This window comes from uncultured Aureimonas sp. (assembly GCF_913775355.1).
Lineage (GTDB): Bacteria > Pseudomonadota > Alphaproteobacteria > Rhizobiales > Rhizobiaceae > Aureimonas.
Genome location: NZ_CAJYIU010000254.1, coordinates 1 through 18,125, shown reverse-complemented (window position 1 = coordinate 18,125; position 18,125 = coordinate 1). Strand labels below are relative to the sequence as shown.

At 69.7% G+C, this 18,125-nt stretch carries 14 protein-coding genes, 1 tRNA gene and 3 pseudogenes; 6 read left to right on the top strand and 12 right to left on the bottom strand.

The window, feature by feature from the left end:
- A pseudogene (locus QZ753_RS15415) lies at window positions 1-481 on the bottom strand (UV DNA damage repair endonuclease UvsE); the annotation flags it as partial.
- A gap of 192 nt (window positions 482-673) precedes the next feature.
- On the opposite strand from QZ753_RS15415, the gene QZ753_RS15410 reads away from it, so the two are divergent.
- Window positions 674-2,869 carry a TonB-dependent siderophore receptor gene (locus QZ753_RS15410; protein ID WP_294644835.1) on the top strand — a complete coding sequence of 732 codons (2,196 nt, stop codon included), beginning with the start codon at window positions 674-676 and terminating at the stop codon, window positions 2,867-2,869.
- Between the two features lie 76 nt (window positions 2,870-2,945).
- On the opposite strand, the gene QZ753_RS15405 is transcribed toward QZ753_RS15410, so the two are convergent.
- The 3 genes from QZ753_RS15405 to QZ753_RS15395 all read right to left on the bottom strand — a co-directional run bounded on the left by QZ753_RS15405 (window position 2,946) and on the right by QZ753_RS15395 (window position 6,399).
- Entirely contained in the window at window positions 2,946-3,863 is a 918-nt protein-coding gene (locus QZ753_RS15405) for a DMT family transporter (protein WP_294644833.1), read from the bottom strand.
- Between the two features lie 138 nt (window positions 3,864-4,001).
- Entirely contained in the window at window positions 4,002-5,861 is a 1,860-nt protein-coding gene (recQ, locus tag QZ753_RS15400; RefSeq protein ID WP_294644831.1) for a DNA helicase RecQ, read from the bottom strand.
- A gap of 16 nt (window positions 5,862-5,877) precedes the next feature.
- Entirely contained in the window at window positions 5,878-6,399 is a 522-nt protein-coding gene (locus QZ753_RS15395) for a gamma carbonic anhydrase family protein (protein WP_294644830.1), read from the bottom strand.
- Window positions 6,400-6,607: 208 nt separating this feature from the next.
- Here QZ753_RS15395 and QZ753_RS15390 point away from each other — a divergent pair, with 208 nt between their 5' ends.
- The gene (locus QZ753_RS15390) at window positions 6,608-8,269 is read left to right on the top strand and encodes an AMP-binding protein (RefSeq protein ID WP_294644828.1); all 1,662 of its coding nucleotides are present in this window, start codon (window positions 6,608-6,610) and stop codon (window positions 8,267-8,269) included.
- A 210-nt stretch (window positions 8,270-8,479) separates the two neighbouring features.
- Window positions 8,480-8,556, top strand: a tRNA-Met gene (locus QZ753_RS15385).
- 102 nt (window positions 8,557-8,658) lie between these two features.
- Here the strand turns inward: QZ753_RS15385 and QZ753_RS15380 are convergent.
- Window positions 8,659-10,068 (bottom strand): HAMP domain-containing sensor histidine kinase, encoded by a 1,410-nt coding sequence (locus QZ753_RS15380; protein ID WP_294644827.1) that lies wholly within the window; start codon window positions 10,066-10,068, stop codon window positions 8,659-8,661.
- Entirely contained in the window at window positions 10,055-10,735 is a 681-nt protein-coding gene (locus tag QZ753_RS15375; protein ID WP_055885204.1) for a response regulator transcription factor, read from the bottom strand. The genes QZ753_RS15380 and QZ753_RS15375 overlap by 14 nt, the downstream gene beginning before the upstream one ends.
- Before the next feature lie 120 nt (window positions 10,736-10,855).
- Here QZ753_RS15375 and QZ753_RS15370 point away from each other — a divergent pair.
- Together QZ753_RS15370 and QZ753_RS15365 are read left to right on the top strand one after the other, a co-directional pair.
- Window positions 10,856-12,544, top strand: a pseudogene (locus QZ753_RS15370) (phosphoethanolamine transferase).
- Entirely contained in the window at window positions 12,541-12,942 is a 402-nt protein-coding gene (locus QZ753_RS15365) for a diacylglycerol kinase (RefSeq protein ID WP_294644825.1), read from the top strand. Before QZ753_RS15370 ends, QZ753_RS15365 begins: the two are co-directional and overlap by 4 nt.
- A 67-nt stretch (window positions 12,943-13,009) precedes the next feature.
- Here the strand turns inward: QZ753_RS15365 and QZ753_RS15360 are convergent, their stop codons facing one another.
- Window positions 13,010-13,471, bottom strand: coding sequence for a hypothetical protein (locus QZ753_RS15360; protein WP_294644823.1), 462 nt, complete (start codon window positions 13,469-13,471; stop codon window positions 13,010-13,012).
- A 121-nt stretch (window positions 13,472-13,592) separates the two neighbouring features.
- Window positions 13,593-14,030: an Lrp/AsnC family transcriptional regulator gene (locus QZ753_RS15355; protein ID WP_294644821.1), complete on the bottom strand. Its 438-nt coding sequence runs from the start codon at window positions 14,028-14,030 to the stop codon at window positions 13,593-13,595.
- Window positions 14,031-14,160: 130 nt separating this feature from the next.
- Here QZ753_RS15355 and QZ753_RS15350 point away from each other — a divergent pair, with 130 nt between their 5' ends.
- Window positions 14,161-15,267, top strand: a complete 1,107-nt coding sequence (locus tag QZ753_RS15350; RefSeq protein ID WP_294644819.1) for a saccharopine dehydrogenase family protein — start codon at window positions 14,161-14,163, stop codon at window positions 15,265-15,267.
- A 9-nt stretch (window positions 15,268-15,276) separates the two neighbouring features.
- Here the strand turns inward: QZ753_RS15350 and QZ753_RS15345 are convergent, their stop codons facing one another.
- From QZ753_RS15345 to QZ753_RS15330, 4 genes and pseudogenes are all read right to left on the bottom strand, one after another.
- The gene (locus QZ753_RS15345) at window positions 15,277-16,002 is read right to left on the bottom strand and encodes a copper homeostasis protein CutC (RefSeq protein WP_294644817.1); all 726 of its coding nucleotides are present in this window, start codon (window positions 16,000-16,002) and stop codon (window positions 15,277-15,279) included.
- Entirely contained in the window at window positions 15,983-16,906 is a 924-nt protein-coding gene (locus QZ753_RS15340) for an ROK family protein (RefSeq protein WP_294644816.1), read from the bottom strand. The genes QZ753_RS15345 and QZ753_RS15340 overlap by 20 nt, the downstream gene beginning before the upstream one ends.
- The gene (locus QZ753_RS15335; protein WP_294644815.1) at window positions 16,903-17,907 is read right to left on the bottom strand and encodes an ABC transporter ATP-binding protein; all 1,005 of its coding nucleotides are present in this window, start codon (window positions 17,905-17,907) and stop codon (window positions 16,903-16,905) included. The genes QZ753_RS15340 and QZ753_RS15335 overlap by 4 nt, the downstream gene beginning before the upstream one ends.
- 23 nt (window positions 17,908-17,930) lie before the next feature.
- Window positions 17,931-18,125, bottom strand: a pseudogene (locus tag QZ753_RS15330) (gfo/Idh/MocA family oxidoreductase); the annotation flags it as partial.

The window sequence follows — 18,125 nt, the reverse complement described above, 5'->3', positions numbered from 1 at the left end:
CCCAACGCTCGCGGCTCGCCAGAACGTCGCCGTACACCCCGCCCACATGGATCACCAGAACCGCCTCCGGACCCAACCCCATCAGGTCAAGCATCTCCGCCTGACTCAAAAGATCCCAAACACTCCGCGACACCAAGGCCGCGTCCGGGCTATTCAAGACGATGAACTGCGAGGGGTGAAACGACAGGCGGATGCCGAGCGCCTTCGCCTTCGCGCCAATGGCGGCGAGTTCCGCCTGGCTCTCGCGGACCATCGAATGGAACTGCGGCATGTCCGGATGGGTCGCGTAGGGCGCGATGTCGGACGACATGCGGTACAGTCCGATGTCGTTCTTCGCGCAGTAGTCTAGGATCTGGTCGATATAGTCCAGCGACACCTTGAGGTGCGGGTTGTTCGCCGGGCGCCGCGCATCGTTGCTCTTCAGGTCCGGTCTGCCCATGACCTTGACCGGAAAGCCCAGTCTCGAAATTCGCTGGCTCATGCGTCTGCCTGTCATCCCCTTGTTACGAGAAGGACGCCGGGGACCGCCGCCCGGTTCCCTCGCACGCCCGCCGTCGTGATGCGCCGCAGCCACAGGCGAGGCGTGCAGACGCCTCGTTCTAAAATCATGACTTGAAGAGTCATGTATTCCTTGGGATGCAGGGCAAGCCATCCCGCTACCTGGAAATCGCCCGTGCGCCTCTGCTCCCGCCTGTTCCTGTCCACCGCAGCGATCGCCCTCAGCCTCGGACATGGCGCCAATGCCCAGACCGCGACGGTCGAACTCGACACCGTCGTGGTCGAGGGCGCCGGCACGGGGGGCGACGGGATTTCCGGCTCGCAGGCCGGGGGGACCGTGCCGGTCGAAGGGTACGTCGCCCGCGCGACCACCACGGGATCGAAGACCTCGACGCCGCTCGCCGAACTGCCGCAATCGGTGTCCGTCATCGGGCGCGAGGAGTTCGAGGACCGGGGCGCGCAGAAGGTGGACGAAGCGCTGCGCTATACCGCCGGCGTCTTCACCCAGCCCTTCGGCTCCGATTCCGATACCGACTGGTTCTACATCCGCGGCTTCGACGCGACGCAGACCGGCGTTTATCTCGACGGGCTGAACCTCTACCAGTACGGCTTTGCCGGTTTCTCGGTCGACCCGTTTCTGCTCGAGCGCGTGGAGGTCCTGCGTGGGCCCGCGTCGGTGCTCTACGGCGGTTCGAACCCCGGCGGCATCGTCAACCAGATCTCCAAGCGCGCGACGGGTGAACGGCTGCGCTATGTCGAGGGGTCGCTGACCGATGATCCCAACGGCTCCTTCGCCTTCGACATGGGCGACAAGCTCGGCGCCGAGGACGGGCCCTGGAGCATCCGCGTCCTCGGGCGCGTGAAGGGCGGCGATACGCAGACCGACTATGCCGACAACTTTCGCAGCATGATCGCGCCGATGGTGGCCTTCGAGCCGGACGCCGAGACGCGCCTCGATCTCTACGGCGTCTTCCAGTACGACAACCTGCGACACACCAACGGCTTCTTCCCCTATGAGGGCACCGTGGTCGATGCCCCGTTCGGGCGTATCCCGCGGGACCTGTTCTATGGCGAACCCGACGTCGACAAGTTCGTCGGCCGCCAGACCCTCCTCGGCTACGAGTTCGAAAAGGAGGCGGGTGACGGCCTCACCCTCCGCTCGAAGACGCGCTACGCCCGCACGGAACGCGAGGAGTTCGGACCCTACACGTTCGGTTTCTACGATCCGGCGACCGGCACCGGTTTCCTGCCCGCCCCCGTCGATGCCGACTCGATCCTCGGCCGCCTGAACTTCGCGCACGACACCACGGCCGACCAGTTGACGAGCGACAACTCCGCGACGATGGCGTTCGCGACGGGCGCGGTGGATCACACGCTTCTTGCCGGCCTCGACTACAAGCACTACCGGATCGACCAGGTGCAGGCGTCGGGGTCGGCCTCGCCGCTCGACCCGATCCGCCCGCGCTACGGCACGCCCCTGCCGCCGCTCTTCGCGCCCTATATCGACGAGACGATCACGCTCGACCAGCTTGGCTTCTATGCGCAGGAGCAGGCCAAGATCGGCGGCTTCATCGCGACGCTGAACGGGCGCTACGACCGGGTCTGGATCGACCGCGACGACCGCCTCGCCGGAAACGCCGACTACGACGGCAACGAGGGCGCCCTGTCGGGCCGCGCGGGCCTCGCCTACGAGTTCGACAACGGCATTACCCCTTACGTTTCGGTCGCCACCTTCTTCAATCCGCAGATCGGCACCGCGGGTGACGGACGACCGGTGGAGAACCAGACGGGCGAGCAGTACGAGGCGGGCGTGAAATACGAGCCGACGGTTTTCGACGGCACGTTCACCGCGTCCGTGTTCGACCTGACCCGCCGCAACGTGGTGCAGACCGATCCCCTGACCTTCCTTCCCGTTCCGATCGGCGAGGTGCAGTCGCGCGGCGTCGAACTCGAGGCCAAGGCCAACCTCACCGAGAACTGGAAACTGACGGCGGCCTTCACCGCGCTCGATCTCGAGATCACCGACGACATCGATCCGGCGCTCATTGGCAACCAGCCGTTCCTGATCCCGGACGTCACGGCCTCGGCCTGGGCCGACTACACGGTGACGAGCGGCTCCCTCGAAGGGCTCTCGGCGGGCCTCGGCCTTCGCTATGTCGGCGAGTCCTATGCCGACAACCAGAACACGCTGACCGTGCCCGACGCGACGCTGGTGGACGCGGCGATCCGCTACGAGCGGGACGACCGCGGCCTGTCGCTGAACGTCAACAACCTCTTCGACAAGCGCTACGTGTCGGGTTGCCAGGGCGCGCTGACCTGCGCCTACGGACAGGGCCGCGAGTTCGTCCTCAAGGCGCACATGAATTGGTAGGCCGAAAGGCTGCCACCGGCCGTCGAAGGCCCGGACGCGGCGACCGCGTCCGAGCCTTCGTCGTTTCGGAAGGGTGTCAGTCGCCAGGATGGATGTCGGCGCGGACGGCTGGATCGCCCGCGGTCTCGCGGGTCCGCACCCGATTCTCCCGCCACCAGATGTAGAGGCCGCTCGCGACCAGCACGGCGGTGCCCGCGATCGTCGCCCCATGCAGGGGATCGCCGAAGAGCGCGACGCTGACGCCGGCGGCCACCAGGACCTGCGTGTAGAGGAACGGGGAGAGCAGCGAGGCGGAGGCGTAGCGGAAGGCCGAGACCAAGAGGAAGTGCCCGACCGTGCCGAGGAGGCCGATCGCAAGGAGCAGCGCCAGCGTCGCGGCGTCCGGTGTCTGCCAGACGGGGATGACGACGGCCGACATGACGACGGCGCCGAAGGCGGTGGTGTTGAACTGCGTGGAGGCGGCGTCCTCGCGTCCCGCGAGGCGCCGGGTCAGGATCAGGTAGACCGCGTTGAGGACCGCCGCGGCCAGAACCAGGAAGAGGGCGGGGTGGAAGCTGCCGATCCCCGGCCGCAGGATCAGGAGCATGCCGCAGAAGCCGGCCAGCACCGCCGCGATGCGATGGATCCCGATCCGCTCGCCGAGCAGTGCGACGGACAGGACCGTCACCATGATCGGGCTGAAGAAAAGCACGGCGGTCGCGTCCGCCAGCGGCACGCGCGACAGGGCCTCGTACATCAGGAAGGTGCAGGCGAGGAGGAGGAGGCCGCGCGTCAGCTGCAGGATGGGATGCGATGTGCGCAGGAAGCGCGTTCCCGTGGTCGCCCCAAGCCAGGCCGTCATCACCACGGTCTGGACGACATAGCGGCCCCAGATCACCTGCATCACCGGCAGGAGGGTCGACAGATGCTTGCCGAGCGAATCCATGCCCGCAAACAGCGCCCCCGCCACGATGGTGAGAAGGATGCCGGTGAGAAGCGGGTTGGCGCGGGTCACGAAGCGGCTCCGTCGTCTCGGGGACGCGCGCCGAGGGGGGCGCGTGCCGGCGCGGCAAGGGCGCGTCGTGGCACGGCCTTTAACGTGACATGGCCGCCGGGGAAAGCGTTGTCTGCCCCCGCGCGCTTCCGGCCAGCCTCAGCCGCCGCCGGTCGCGCGGCGGATCACGGCGAGGAACAGGTCGCCATAGGCCTCGCGCTTGGCCTCGCCGACCCCCGGAACCGCGAGGAAGCTGTCGTCGTCGTGCGGGCAGCGCTCCGCCATGGCGCGCAAGGTCGCGTCGGAGAAGACGACGTAGGCGGGCACCGACTTTTCGCGGGCGATGCGTGCGCGCTCGCCGCGAAGCGCCTGGAAGATCGCCGCCGCCTCCTCGTCCATCCCCTCCGTCACATGCCCGGTGCGCTGGAGCCGCGTCGCCTTGCGACGCCGGTCGCGGCGCAGCACCACGCGGCGCTCGCCGCGAAACACCGGCCGCGCGTCCTCGGTGAGGACCAGCGCGCCGAAGGCGGCGTGGTCGACGGTGAGGAGCCCCTGCGCCACGAGCTGGCGGGCGATCGACTGCCAGGTGCGCGGCTCGACGCCCTTGCCGGCGCCGAAGACCGGAATGGCGTCGTGGCCCGCCCGCTTCACCTTCTCGGTCTCCTTGCCGGTCAGGACCTCGATGACGTGGCCGAGCCCGTAGCGCTCGCCCGTGCGGTAGACCGCGGCCATCAGCTTGATCGCGTCCTCGCTGCCGTCGAAGGTCTCGACCGGCACGAGGCAGGTGTCGCAGTTGTTGCAGCCGCCCGGATGGCTCTCGCCGAAATGCGACAGGATCGCCTGACGCCGGCACCCCGCCGTCTCGCAGATGCCGAGGAGGGCATCGAGCTTGGCGCGCTCGACGCGCTTGATTTGCTCCTCCGCGCCGCCCTCGTCGATCATCCGGCGTCGCTGCACGACGTCCTGCATGCCGTAGGCCATCCAGACCTCGGACGGCTGGCCGTCGCGGCCGGCGCGACCCGTCTCCTGGTAGTAGGCCTCGACCGAGGAGGGCAGGTCGAGATGGGCGACGAAACGCACGTCCGGCTTGTCGATGCCCATGCCGAAGGCGACGGTCGCGACGAGACAGACGCCCTCCTCCTTGAGGAAGGCGTCCTGGTTCGCGTCCTTCACGCGCCCCTCCATGCCGGCATGATAGGGCAGGGCGCGGATGCCCTGCCCGTTCAGCCACTCGGCCGTCTCCTCCACCTTGCGGCGGGACAGGCAGTAGACGATGCCCGAGGCGCCGCGATGATCCTCGAGGAAGGCGAGGAGCTGGCGTCGCGGCTCGTCGCGCTCGACGATGGCGTAGCGGATGTTCGGCCGGTCGAACGAGGTGGAGAAGACCGGCGCATGCTCGAGGCGCAGGCGCTCGACGATGTCGCGGCGCGTCGCGGGGTCGGCCGTGGCGGTGAGCGCGATGCGCGGCACGGCCGGATAGTCGTCGGCGAGCGTCTCCAGCGCCCGGTATTCCGGCCGGAAGTCATGGCCCCAGGCGCTGACGCAATGCGCCTCGTCGATCGCAAAGAGCGCGATCTCGATGCGCGAGAGCGCCTGCCGGAAGCCGGGCGTCACGATGCGCTCGGGCGTCACGTAGAGGAGGTCGAGGCGGCCGGCCATCAGCTCGCGCCGGACCTCGGTGCGCTCCTCTTCGGTCAGCGAGGAGTTGAGGGCGGCCGCCCGCACGCCCGCCTCGGTCAGCGCCTGCACCTGGTCGCGCATCAGCGCGATCAGCGGCGAGACGACGATCGCCGTGCCCGGCCGGCAGAGCGCCGGGATCTGGTAGCACAGCGATTTGCCGGCGCCGGTCGGAAACAGGACGACCGCATCGCCGCCGCCGACGACATGGCCGATCACCTCGCCCTGCCGGCCGCGGAAGTCGGCATGGCCGAAGACGCGGGCGAGCGCCTCGCGTGGGCTCGGAAGGCCGCCGTCGAAGAGGGCGCGCGTCGTGGCCGCGCCGGCCTGTGAAGGGTTCATGCGGAAGGGTCTTGCCTTAAAGGGTCGCGACCCCGGTCCGGAACCGGCGGGCGTTGGCGACGTAGCGCTCGGCCGACTGGCGCAGGCCCTCGATCGCGGCCGCATCGAGCGCGCGCACGACCTTGGCCGGGGCGCCGACGATCAGCGATCCGTCCGGAAACTCCTTGCCCTCGGTGACGAGCGCTCCGGCGCCGACGAGGCAGTCGGCGCCGATCCGCGCGCCGTTCAGAACCGTCGCGCCCATGCCGATCAGCGTGTTGCGGCCGACCGTGCAGCCGTGGACGATCGCCTGATGGCCGATCGTGCAGCCCTCGCCGATGTCGAGCGGAAAGCCGGGATCGGCATGCAGCACCGCGCCATCCTGGATGTTGGTGCGCGCGCCGACCCGGATCGGTGCCACGTCCCCGCGGATCACCGCGTTGAACCAGATGCCGACATCCTCGCCGAGCACGACGTCGCCGATGACATGGGCGCCGGGCGCGACGAAGGCCGTGTCGGACAGGGCGGGGGCGACGTCGTCGAGAGCGTGAACGGGCATGGCGGTCCGGGATCGGATGGGGTGGTGCCAAGATAGGCCGTGCGCCGCCCCGGCGCGAGACCCGCGCGGCGGTTTTCGAACGGCTCGACGGGTCCACGACCCCTGGCCGCCGAGTCGGAAACAGAAAATTGACGTTGACGTAAGCGGCCGGAGTTTCGCTTTGCAACGTCCTGCGCTAGCCTCACGGGAAAAAGGGGAGGATCGACGCATGCCAAGGCCCTGGCTCGCCCATTATCCGGCGGGCATTCCGCACGAGACCGGCCCGCTGCCGTTCGAGAGCATCGCCGGCCTTCTGGAGGACGCCTTCCGGACCCATGCCGGCAAGCCTGCCTTCCGCTTCATGGGCGCGGCGATGACCTATGCCGAGCTCGACCGCGCGTCGGCGCGGTTCGCCGGCTACCTGCAGTCGATCGGCCTCCAGCCCGGCGACCGCGTCGCGCTGATGATGCCGAACGTCTTCCAGTATCCGGTGGCGCTGGCCGGCGTGCTGCGGGCCGGCATGGTGGTGGTCAACACCAACCCGCTCTACACGCCGCGCGAGCTCGCGCACCAGCTGACGGATTCGGGCGCCCGCGCCATCGTCATCCTCGAGAACATGGCCAAGACCCTGGAGGCCTGCCGGGGGCAGGTGCCGGTCGAGCATGTCGTGGTGACCGGCGTCGGCGACATGCTGCCGGGCCTCAAGGGCCATGTCGTCAACCTCGTGCTGCGCCATGTGAAGAAGGCGGTGCCGGCCTACAGCCTGCCGGGCTCGGTCCGCTGGAAGGCCGCGCTGCGAAAGGCTTCAAGCTTCCGGGCGGCGCCGCGCGGGGCCGAGGACCCGGCGGTCCTCCAGTACACCGGCGGCACCACGGGCGTCGCCAAGGGCGCGGTGCTGACCAACCGAAACATCGTCGCGAACGTCGTGCAGTCCCGGCTCTGGCACCAGCCGGTGCTCGACGCCATCCCGGCGGACGAGCAGCCGATGACGGTCTGCGCCCTGCCGCTCTACCACATCTTCGGTTTCACCGTGAACATGATGCTGTCGCTGCACACCGGCGGCTGCAACCTTCTCATCCCCAATCCGCGCGATCTGCCGGCCCTCCTGAAGGAGCTGAAGGCGCACCGCTTCCATCTCTTCCCGGCGGTCAACACGCTGTTCGGCGCGATCGCGCGCCACCCGGACGTCGCCTCGGTCGACTGGACGCACCTGCGGCTGTCGGTCGGCGGCGGCATGGCGGTGCAGAAGGCGACGGCCGATCTCTGGAAGAGCGTGACGGGCTGCGCGATCTGCGAGGGCTACGGCCTGTCGGAGACCTCGCCCGTCGCCTGCGCCAATCCGGTCCTGACGCGCGACTATTCCGGCATGATCGGCCTGCCGGTGCCCGGCACCGAGGTCGCGATCCTCGACGACGACGGCACCGAGCTGCCGATCGGCGAGCGCGGCGAGGTCGCGATCCGCGGGCCGCAGGTGATGCAGGGCTACTGGCAGCGTCCGGACGAGACCGCGCGCGTCTTCACCACTGAGCGCTTCTTCCGCTCCGGCGACATCGGCATCATGGACGAGCGGGGCTGGGTGAAGATCGTCGACCGGAAGAAGGACATGATCAACGTCTCCGGCTTCAACGTCTATCCGAACGAGGTCGAGGACGTCGTCACCCGCATGCCGGGCGTCGCCGAGGCGGCCGCGATCGGCGTGCCGGACGAGACCTCCGGCGAGGCGGTCAAGCTCTTCGTCGTCAAGACGGCGTCCGACGTCGACGAGGCGGCGGTGAAAGCGTGGTGCCGCGAGAATCTGACCGGCTACAAGCGGCCGCGCGACGTCGAGTTCCGCGACGAACTGCCGAAGACCAATGTCGGCAAGGTGCTGCGCCGCATGCTGCGGGACTGACCGGCACGCCGGGCGACGGGAACGAGCGCCGCTTGCATCGCGCGCCGTTCCCGATAGTCTGGCGGGATCAAGGACATGCCCGGCTCGCGGCCCCCGCTTGCGAGAGCACTGTCGTCTTTTTGTCAAAAACTCGCCCGATGGGGGTTTTCACGCCCGTCGGTTTCGCCTATATCGACTTCACCGCAGGCGGCCAGGCCGCTTCGGCAATGGCGCGGGGTGGAGCAGCCCGGTAGCTCGTCAGGCTCATAACCTGAAGGTCGCAAGTTCAAATCTTGCCCCCGCAACCAAGTTCAAGCCCGCTGGATCAACCGTCTCGGTTCGATCCGGCGGGCTTTTTCGTATCCGCCGACCGCTCAACCGTCCGCAGGCTCCCGTCGGCGGGCCGGGCTTCAGGCCGTGCCGATCGCGAGCCACGCCGGTTCCGGCCGTGCCTCCGTCGAAGCATCGGAAAACACGATGCGCATCACGAGGCCGGGCGCGGCGTCGCGCACCTCGATGCGGGCCCCGTGCAGTTCGGCGATCGAGGCGACCAGCGCCAGGCCGAGGCCGTGGCCGGGCGTCGACCGGCTGCGGTCGAGCCGGTAGAGGCGGCGGAAGATCTTCTCGCGCTCGGCCGGCGGCACGCCCGGCCCGTCGTCGGCCACCTCCAGCACGATCTCGTCCGTCTCGCCCCGCACGGTGAGGGTGACCCTGCCGGGGGCGGGGACGTGGGTGATCGCGTTCTCCACGAGGTTGGCGAGAAGCTGCGTCAGGAGGTCGGCGTCGCCCTGCACCGTGCGGCCGGGGTCGATCCGGGTCAGGAGACGATGCCCGGCGTCGATCGCCACCTCGCCGTAGGCGTCGGCGACGCGATCGGCGAGATCCGACAGGTCGACCGGCCGGAAGCGGGCCTTGCGTGCGCCCGCGTCGATCTGGGCGATGCGCAGGAGCGCGTTGAAGGTCTCGATGATCGCGTCGGTCTCGGTGACGGCGGCGTCCACTGCGCGCTCCAGTCCGGCCCGGTCGCGCGTGCGACCGATCCCCTCCAGCCCCTGCCGCAGCCGCGCGAGCGGGGTGCGCAGGTCGTGGGCGATGTCGGTCGAGACCTGCCGCAGGCTTTCGACCAGCGTCTCGATGCGGGCCAGCATGACGTTGATGTCGGTCGCCAGCCGGTCGAGCTCGTCGCCCCGCCCGGACACGGGCAGGCGCAGGTCGAGCCGCCCCTCGACGATCCGGCGGGTCGTGGCCGCGATCGCGTCGACGCGCCGGCTGGGCCCAAGCCCCACCACCACGCCGCCGACCAGCGCCAGCGCCACGGTGACCATGCAGCCGGTGAGGATCGCCGACAGGAGGATCGAGCGGATCATCTCGAGAATGTCGGAGCGGCGCGCCGCCAACACCCGGTAGTCGCCGAGCGTGATGCCCTCCGTATAGAGCGTGTCGCCCCGCGCGACTTCGGTGGCGTCGGGCGTGACCGGGTCGAGACGTGCGGCGCTCGGGCCCGGCGCCCAGGCCGACGCCGGCAGGTTGCCGACGATCCGCTGCCCGTCGGGCCCGAGGAGCAGGAAGAAGCGGTCGTCCGCCGCGCTGTCGATCCGCTCCCTGACCTCTTGGACGAGCCCGCCCTCGCCGCCCTCGCGAAAGCCGTGCCGGAAGAGCGCGAGATCCTCCGAGATCGAGGCGCGCACGATCGACTGCATCTGCGTGCTCGCCGCGACGTAGGTGACCGCCATGATCGCGACGGCCGAGAGGCCAAACAGCAGCCCGTAGCCGACCGAGAGGCGGAAGGAGATGGTGCGGAAGCGGTCAGGCAGGCGCATCGATGAGGTATCCCGATCCGCGCACCGTGCGGATCATCTCGGAGCCGAAGGGACGGTCCACCTTGGCGCGCAGGCGGCTGACATGGGTCTCGACGACGTTGGTCTTGGGGTCGAAATGGAACTGCCAGACCCGCTCGAGCAGCATGGTGCGGGTGAGGACGCGGCCGCGGTTGCGCATCATGAACTCGAGCAGCCGGAACTCGCGCGGCTGCAGGTCGATCGCCTGGCCGGCGCGCGCGACGGTGCGCGAGATGAGGTTCATCTCGAGGTCGGCGATCGCCAGCACCGTCTCCTCGCGCCGCTCCGGGGTCGTGCGGCGGGCGAGCGCGTTGAGCCGCGCCATCAGTTCGGAGAAGGCGAAGGGCTTGAGGAGATAGTCGTCGGCGCCCGCCTCCAGCCCCTCCACCCGGTCGTCGACGCCGCCGACGGCGGTGAGGAAGATCGCGGGCGTGCGCTTTCCCGCCGCGCGCATGGCTTTCAGAAGCGACAGGCCGTCGAGGTCGGGCAGCATGCGGTCGACCACGGCCGCGTCGTAGGGACGGGTCAGCGCCAGTTCGAGGCCGAGCGCCCCGCGCCCGGCATGGTCCACCTCGTGGCCCTCCTCGCGAAGGCCGTTGCACACATAGGCGGCGGTGGACGCGTCGTCCTCGACCAGAAGCACCTTCACGCCGGCGAACCCCTTTTCACGCGCGTGTCTTAGCGGGCTCGGCGTCCCGCTTCACGCAACCGTTGCACACTATACGAAACCGTATAGTTCCGGCGACGTCGCGCGGGGCCCGCAAGGTCTATGACGACGCGACGACAGCGGCCCACCCCCGGACAGACGCCCATGAGATTTGCCAGACCCACCATCGGCAGCCTGCCCCTTGCGGCGCTGGCGACGGCCTATCTCCTGTTCGCGCTGAACGGCACGTTCTGGCGCAAGGGCCTCCTCTACTTCGCCGATCACCCGCTGCACCTCGCCGCGCTCGGGGTCGGCCTCTTCCTCCTGATGTTCTCGATCCTGGCGGCGGTCTCCCTGCGCTTCCTCCTGAAGCCGCTGGTGATAGCGCTGATCCTGATCGCCGCGGTCGCCTCCTACTATGTGGACAGCTACGGCATCCTGATCGACCGCGACATGATCGCCAACGTCGCGCAGACGACGAAGGCGGAAGCCGGGCATCTCCTGACCGTCGGCTTCGTCGTGCATCTCGTCCTGTTCGGCCTCGTTCCGGCCGTGCTGGTCGCCCTCGTGCGCGTGCGCCACCGCCCGTTCTGGCAGAAGGCGCGGCGCAACCTCGCGGTGATCCTGCCGAGCCTCGCGCTGACGGCGGTGATCGTGCTGTCGTTCTATTCGAGCTACGCCTCGACCTTCCGCACGCATCGCGACCTGATGGCCAGCCTCAATCCGGTCGCCTCCGTCACCGCACTCGTCAAGTATGCCCAGCATTGGGACGGCGAGACGGTCTATGTCGTCGCGCCGCTCGGGACCGACGCGGTTCCCGGCCCACGCGTGGCGCGGGCGCAGAAGCCCGTGGTCCTCGTCCTCGTCGTCGGCGAGACGGCGCGGGGCCAGCAGTTCTCGCTGAACGGCTACGAGAAGGACACCAACCCCGAGCTTGCGGCACGCGGCGTCGTGTCGTTCTCGAACGTGTCGAGCTGCGGCACCTCGACCGCCGTCTCGGTGCCCTGCATGTTCTCCAACCTGACGCGGGCCGGCCATTCCGACGAGAAGGCGCGCTCGGTCGAGAACGTCCTCGACGTCGTCAAGCGGGCGAAGTTCGACGTACGCTGGATCGACAACGACACGGGCGCCTACCACGTCGCCGACCGCGTGCCCTACACCTACCTGCCGGACGGCGGCGACCCGCGCTTCTGCGAGGGCGGCGAGTGCCGCGACGAAATCCTGACCGACCGGCTCGACGCCGAGCTGAAGACCGTTGCCGGCAACACGCTCATCGTCCTCCACTAGCTCGGCAGCCACGGGCCGACCTACTTCAAGCGCTACCCGAAGGCGTTCGAGCGCTTCGCCCCAGCCTGCCAGACCGCCGAATTCGCCAACTGCCGGCGCGAGGAGATCGTCAACGCCTACGACAACACGATCCTCTACACCGACCACAACCTCGCGGAGACGATCGACCGTCTCAAGGCGCGCACCGATCTCGACACCACGATGCTCTACCTCTCCGACCACGGCGAGTCGCTCGGCGAGAACGGCATCTACCTCCACGCGATGCCCTACATCCTCGCGCCCGCGACGCAGACCGAGGTGCCGATGATCGCCTGGTTCTCCGACGGCTTCGCGCGGACGATGGGCGTCGACGCCCGCTGCCTCGAAGCGCGCCGCGCCGCGCCGCTCTCCCACGACAACCTCTTCCACACGCTTCTCGGTCTCGCCGACGTGAAGACCAGCGTCTACGACACCGCGCTCGACGCCTTCGCGCCCTGCCGTTCCGCGGCGCCGGAGGTCTCGGCGCTCGCCGGGAGCGCCCGATGAGCTTCGAGGCACCCGCCCAGCCCCTGCCGCCCGCAAAGCTGCGCGGGCTCGCCCATCTCTTCGCCTCGGCCCGCTACTCGCTGGCAGGCTTCCTGCGGCTCCTCGCCGAACCGGCTTTCCGTCACGAAATCGTGCTCGGCCTCGTCCTCCTGGCAGCCCTCGCGCTCGCCGGGGCCACGACGCCGGTGCTCCTGATCCAGGGTGGGCTCCTCCTCGCGCTGGCGGCGACGGAAGCCCTCAACACGGCGGTCGAACTCATCGTCGACCGGGTTTCGCCGGAGTTTTCGGCGTTCGCGGGCCAGGCAAAGGATCTCGGCTCGTTCGCCGTCTTCTGCCTTCTCGCGATCAATCTCGGCTTCGCCGCCTTCCACCTCGCGTTTCTCGTCCCGAGCTTCTGACCATCTGACCGAGGCGCCCGGCACGCTCGAACCGCCGGCCGGTTGAGCGGTCCGGCGCGGCGACCCGTCAGCGGCGGGCGAAAAGCCTCGCCGCCGCCGCGGTGACGACGCCGAACGCCAGATGGTTCGCCGCGTGCAGTCCGATGGTCGAGGTGTCGGCCTGCCACTCCGGCTTCTTCAGCCCAAGGAGAGGCCCCACGAGCCAGTGCATGGCCGCGTAGAAGGACAGGCCGAACAGGAGACCCGACGACAGGACATCGCCATCCTCGTCGGTGGTGGCGGCGTAGGCGATGCCGGCCGCCGCCGACAGGAGGAGATGGCCGCCCTGGATGATGGCCTGTTCGCGAGGGCCGGGCAATGTGCCGGCGTCCGGTACGCCCAGCCCGAGCCGCCGTGCCCCGGCGCGCTCGAGTTCGGCCAGTTCCGACGGCCGGCCGCTCCGGCCCTCGCCCATGATCAGGAGCGCCGAGAGGCCGAGGCCGGCGGCCAGTCCGCCCGCGACCGCGCCGATGAGCCGCGCGCCGCTCATGCGAGCCCCCTCGGGCGGCGATCCGGGTTTTGAACGGCTGCGAGCATCGATGCGTCTCCTCCATGGCGGGAACGGGAAAGCCGCGTCCGCCGAAGACGTTCCGTCCCCGAGGGTCGACGCATCAACCCTGACGCCGAAGCCGCGTCGACAGGATGATCGAGGACTGGGTGCGCTCCACCCCGTCGATCGCGCCGATCTCGTCGATGCGCCGGTCGAGTTCGGCGATGGACGGCGAGGCGACGATCGCGATGAGGTCGAAAGCGCCGCTGATCGAGTGCAGCTCGGTCACCGCCTCGACCCGCTCGATCGCGGCGGTGACCTGCGTCAGCGACTTCGGCGCGATGGTGATCAGGATATGTGCGCGCACGAGGCTCGACGCATAGGCGTCCGACAGGCGCACGCCGTAGCCGGCGATGACGCCGATGCGCTCCAGCCGCTCGAGGCGCGCCTGCGCGGTGGTGCGCGACACGCCGAGGCGCTTGGCGAGCGTCGCCACGGGCAGGCGCGCATCCTCGGAGAGGAGGGCGAGAAGCTCCCGGTCCTTCGCGGTCAGATCCATCCGAACTGGTCGCCTCGTCCATCGCTGTCGTCGATATGCGTAGAGTTCTGCGACGGATTGCGCAATCCGCCGCTCGTATCGGCCCACCCCGCCTTTACACTGCCTTGATGTCGAAGAGGCGAGGATGGGCATGACGAAGCAGGTGATGGTGATCGGTGCGGGCAAGATCGGCGGCGCGATCGCCTTGATGCTGGCGGCGACGGGCGACTGGCAGGTGACGGTCGCCGACCGCAGCGCCGAGCAGCTCGCCAAGCTGGACAAGCACCCGGCGATCGAGGGCCTCGCGCTCGACATCCTCAACCACGGCGAGGTGGTCAACGCCTTGAAGGGCCGCTTTGCCGTGCTCTCGGCCGCGCCCTTCCATCTGACGGGCCGGATCGCGGAAGCCGCGCGCGAGGCGGGCGTCCACTATCTCGATCTCACCGAGGACGTCGCGACGACGCGGATGGTGGAGCGGCTGGCGGACGGGGCGACCAGCGCGTTCATCCCGCAATGCGGCCTCGCGCCCGGCTTCATCTCGATCGTCGCCAACGATCTCGCCGCGCGCTTCGACAGCCTCGATTCGGTGCGCATGCGCGTCGGCGCGCTGCCGCAGTATCCGTCGAACGCCCTGAACTACAACCTGACCTGGAGCACGGACGGGCTCATCAACGAATATATCGAGCCCTGCGAGGCGATCGTCGAAGGGCGGCTGATTGCGGTCCCCGCGATGGAGGAGCGCGAGGAGTTCTCGCTCGACGGCGTCACCTACGAAGCGTTCAACACGTCCGGGGGCCTCGGCACGCTCGCCAAGACGCTGGAAGGCCGCGTGCGGACGATGAACTACCGCACGATCCGCTATCCCGGCCATCAGGCGATCATCAAGGCGCTCCTCAACGACTTCAATCTGAAGAACCGGCGCGACGTCCTGAAGGACCTCTTCGAGAACGCGCTGCCGGCGACGATGCAGGACGTGGTCGTGGTGTTCGTCACCGTCTGCGGCTGGCGCGACGGGCGCTACCTGCAGGAGACCTACGCCAACAAGATCTATGCCGGGGTCGTCGCCGGGCGGCGCATGAGCGCCATTCAGATCACCACGGCGGCCGGCATCACGGCCGTCCTCGATCTTCTCGCCGACGGCCGGCTGCCGCAGGCGGGTTTCGTGCGTCAGGAGGAGATCGCGCTGCCCGATTTCCTCGCCAATCGCTTCGGCCGGGCCTACGACCCGGCAGCGGGCGAGTTGCGCAAGGCCGGCTGAGGTCCTGCGTCAGCCGGCTTCGAGAAGCGACGCCTTCATGCGGCGCACCTCGTCCGCATCGGTCCGGCGCCGGCTTTCGCCAAAGCCCAGCCGCTGCGCGTTGGCATCGCCGGGGCCGACGGCGGCCGAGCAGGAGCCGTGGACCTCGCCGAGCGGCACACGGGCCAGCAGTGTGCCGACATTGCCCGCCGAGAGGCCGGACCCCGCCATGATCGCGAGGCGCCCGGCCGCCCACGCATGGGCGCGGGCGAGGTCGGCGAGGCCCTCCGTCGCTGTCGCGGCGCGGCCCGATGTCAGGATGCGCTCGAAGCCGAGGTCAACGGCAAGGTCCACCGCCGGCTCGATCGCGGGCACGAGGTCGAAGGCTCGATGGAGCGTCAGGCCGAGCCCTGCGCTGGCGTCGGCAAGCTCTGCCAGCGTGTCGCGGTCGAGCGTGCCGTCGGGGCGCGAGGCGCCGAGGACGACGCCCGCCAGCCCCGCCGTGCGGATGGCGGCGATGTCGGCGAGCATCGCGCGGCGCTCGGGTTCCGAGAACACGAAGCCGCCGCCGCGCGGGCGCACCATCGCATAGACCGGCACGGGCGCCGCGGCGGCGAGCGCCATCAGCCCCGGCGTCGGCGTCAGGCCGCCGATCTCCAGCGCCGAGCACAGCTCGATTCGGTCGGCCCCGCCGGCGATCGCGGCTTCCAAGCTTTCGGGATCGCCGACGCAGACCTCAAGAAGCGGCATCGGCATCCTCCCGCAAGGCCAGGATCGCGGCGCCGATGAGACCGGGCTCGTGGCGGCAACGGGCCGGCACCACGAGGGGCGAATGCGTCCGGCGCAGGATGCGCGCACGCATGGCCGCGTCGAGCCGCTCGACCAGCGGGCGGACGTTGGAGAGGCCGCCGCCCACCGGCACCACGTCGGCGCCGACGATGTTGACGACGAGCGCCAGCGGATCGGCGACGAGATCGGTCCAGACGTCGATCGTGCGCGCCGCCGCCCCGTCGCCCGCGATCCAACTGTCGGTGATCTCGCGGCTCGTCCGGTCTTCCACATGAAGATGACGGTGGAGGCGCTCCAGCCCGCGCGCCCCGCCGACCGTGTCGACGCAGCCCGTCTGGCCGCAGCCGCAGGGGAAGCGCGGCACCTCGACCGGCGGCGTCCCGGCTCGGTTCGCCGCGATCGGGCCGTGGCCCCATTCGCCGGCAAAGCCGCCCGCGCCCTGAAGGAGGCGTCCCTCGATCACCAGCCCGCCGCCGACCCCGGTGCCGAGGATCGCCCCGAACACCACGCGGCGGCCGACGCCCGCGCCCTCCATGGCCTCCGCCAGCGCGAAGCAGTCGGCGTCGTTGGCGACGGTGACGGGTCGCGCGAGGCGCGCCGCGAGGTCGTCCGCCAGCGTGCGCCCGTCGATGCAGGGGATGTTGGCGACCTTTATGCGGCCGCTCGCGGGATCGACGACCCCGGTGATCGACAGGGCCGCCGGCGCACCCTCGGGAAGACCGGCTTCCGCGATCGTTTCACGGAGGATGCCGGCAAAGGCTTCGAAGTCATGGAGCGGCGTCGGGCGGCTGCCGAGCACCGTCAGATCGCTCGGCGAGGCGGCGCGCGCGGCCTTGATCGCCGAGCCGCCGATGTCGAAGCAGGCGATCATGGGGTGCGGATCGCAAGGCCTGTGGCGTCGAAGCGGTGGATGCGGCCGGGCAGGGGACCGAGCGCGACGCGGTCGTCGATCGCGATCGGCGTCTCCTCGGGAATGCGCACCGTCACCTCCTGCCCGTCGCCGAGGACGACGTAGAGATAGGTGTCGGAGCCGAGATGCTCGGCATGCCGCACCGTGCCGGACCACGGCCCCTCGGGATCGACGCGCAGGTGCTCCGGGCGGATCCCGAGCGTCGCGGCGCCCGCCTCCTCGGCGAGCCGCCCGGTCAGGAAGTTCATCTTGGGCGAGCCGATGAAGCCGGCGACGAAGAGGTTGTCGGGCCGGTTGTAGAGATCGATCGGGCGGCCGACCTGCTGCACGGTCCCGCCGTTTAGGATCACGATCCGGTCGGCGAGCGTCATCGCCTCCACCTGGTCGTGGGTGACGTAGATCATCGTGGCATTGAGCGTGCGGTGGAGCTTGGCGATCTCGAGGCGCGTCGCCACGCGAAGTGCCGCGTCGAGGTTCGACAGCGGCTCGTCGAACAGGAAGAGCTGCGGCTCGCGCACGATGGCGCGCCCGATCGCCACGCGCTGGCGCTGGCCGCCCGACAGCTCCGCCGGGCGGCGCTTGAGGAGCGGCGTCAGCTGGAGGAGCCCGGCGGCCTTCTCGACGCGCGCCTCGCGCTCCGCCTTCGGCACCCCGTCCTCCTTCAGCGCCAGCGTCATGTTGCCGGCGACGGTGAGGTGCGGATAGAGCGCGTAGGACTGGAACACCATGGCGATGCCGCGCTTGGCCGGCACGGTGGCGTCGACGTTGCGCCCGCCGATCTCGACGGTCCCGGAGGTCTGCGTCTCCAGCCCCGCGATGATGCGCATGAGCGTGGACTTGCCGCAGCCGGACGGGCCGACGAAGACGACGAACTCGCCCGGCTTCACCTCGAGATCGACACCCTTCAGGACCTCGATCGGGCCGAAGGTCTTGACGATCCGCGACAGTTTCAGGGAGTGCACGGGGGGCTTGGGGGTGTGGGCGTTCACAGGCGGACAGCCTTTCCTTCGCGCATCGACCGGTCGGCGGCCAGCACCACGGCGAGCGAGCGCACGGCGTCGTCCATGTGGCGGGTGAGGTCCCTGTCTTCGCGGATGGCGTCGAGGACGAAGCGCTGCTCGGCGTCGCAGAGCGCCTGATGGCCCGGCTCGCCCGCCATCGAGACCATCTCGTCGTCCCT